The sequence below is a fragment of the Streptomyces diversicolor genome (assembly GCF_057537855.1).
In genome coordinates, this window is sequence record NZ_BAAJXA010000119.1 from 1 (window position 1) to 1517 (window position 1517).

At 69.5% G+C, this 1517-nt stretch carries 1 protein-coding gene; it reads right to left on the reverse strand.

The genetic code is table 11. From position 1 onward, the window contains the following. Positions 1 to 1517, reverse strand: a 1517-nt coding sequence (locus tag AC27LF_RS45400) for an amino acid adenylation domain-containing protein (RefSeq protein ID WP_487231309.1), incomplete at both ends; no start/stop codon positions are given.

Here is a 1517-nt window from a genome sequence, read left to right on the forward strand (position 1 = left end):
AACCAGGACGACCCGCATACCCCCGCGCCAGCCCCGCGCCCGCCACATACAACTCCCCCACCACACCCACCGGCACCGGACGCAACGCGCCATCCAGCACGAATGCCTGCGTGTTCGCGATCGGGGAGCCGATCGGCACGGACTGTGTGTCCTCGGACAGCTCCGGGATGGCGTAGGTGCAGGCGAACGTGGTGGTCTCGGTGGGTCCGTACCCGTTCACCACCCGCAGTCCGGGCACCGTGGTCTGCGCTTCCCGCACGTGCCGTGCCGACAACGCCTCGCCGCCGACCAGCACGCGCGCCAGCCCCGACAGCACGCGCGGGTCCTCATCGACGACCGTGTTGAAGAGCGCGGCGGTCAACCACAGGTCGCTGATGCCCTTCTCGGAGATCAGCGACCGCAGTTCCGGCGGGCCGACGGCACCGGGAGGAGCGATCACCAGACGGCCGCCGTGCACCAGCGCGCCCCACAACTCGAAGGTGGAGGCGTCGAACGCCAGCGGCGCCAGCAGCAGGTGCACGTTCTGCTCACTGAACTCGGCGTACTGCTGCCCCCACACCAGCCGGACCACGGCTCGGTGCTCCACCATCACGCCCTTGGGCAGCCCCGCCGATCCGGACGTGAACATCACGTAGGCGGCGTCGTCTCCGGCCACGGCTACTGCCGGATTTTCGCTGGGGAAGGAGGATTCATCGACAGTCTCGACCTGTACGACCATGCCGTCGAAGTCCGTCAGGAGGTCGGCCAGTCCTCCCTGGCTGACGACGACCTGGACGTCGGCATCGCGCATCATGGACGCCAACCGGGCGGAGGGGTAGTCCGTGTCCAGCGGTACGTAACCCGCGCCGGCCTTCCAGACTCCCAGCAGTGCGGCCACCGCGTCCGGACCGCGCTCCAGGCACACTCCGACCAGCGACCCCCTGCGCACACCGGCTGCGATGAGCGCGTGCGCGATCTGATTGGCTCGCGCGTCGAGCTGTCGGTACGAGAGGTGCGCGGCTCCGAACTCCACTGCCACGGCGTCCGGACGCAGCCGCGCCTGTTCGGCGACCAAGGTGTGCACACCCTGCTCGGGCAGTTCCGTCGCGGTGTCGTTCCAGTCTTCGAGGAGCCGGTTCCGCTCGGTGGCGTCGAGAACGTCCACTGCGGACAGGAGGCCGTGGGGGTCGTCCTCCAGCGTGCTCACGAGGTTGTCGACGCAGGTGTGCAGCAGCCGGCACACGGCCTGCCCGCCGACCGGGCCCACCGCGTCCACGGTCAGTCCGAACCTTGATTCCAAGTCGTCGACCGCCACGGTCACCGGGTAGTTCGTCACCTCGCGGATGGACACCGTGACGATGCCCCTGGGCGCCGTGGCGGCTTCCGGTGCGGACATCGCCTGTGGGCGCCTGCCGTGCCGGTAGTTGAACAGCGAGGTGAACAGCGGACTGCCGTTCGGGACGCTGCTGGCCTGCTGCGCCAGGGTCAGCGGGGCGTGCTCGTGCACCAGCAGCTCCGCCAGCTGGTTGCGCACGCCC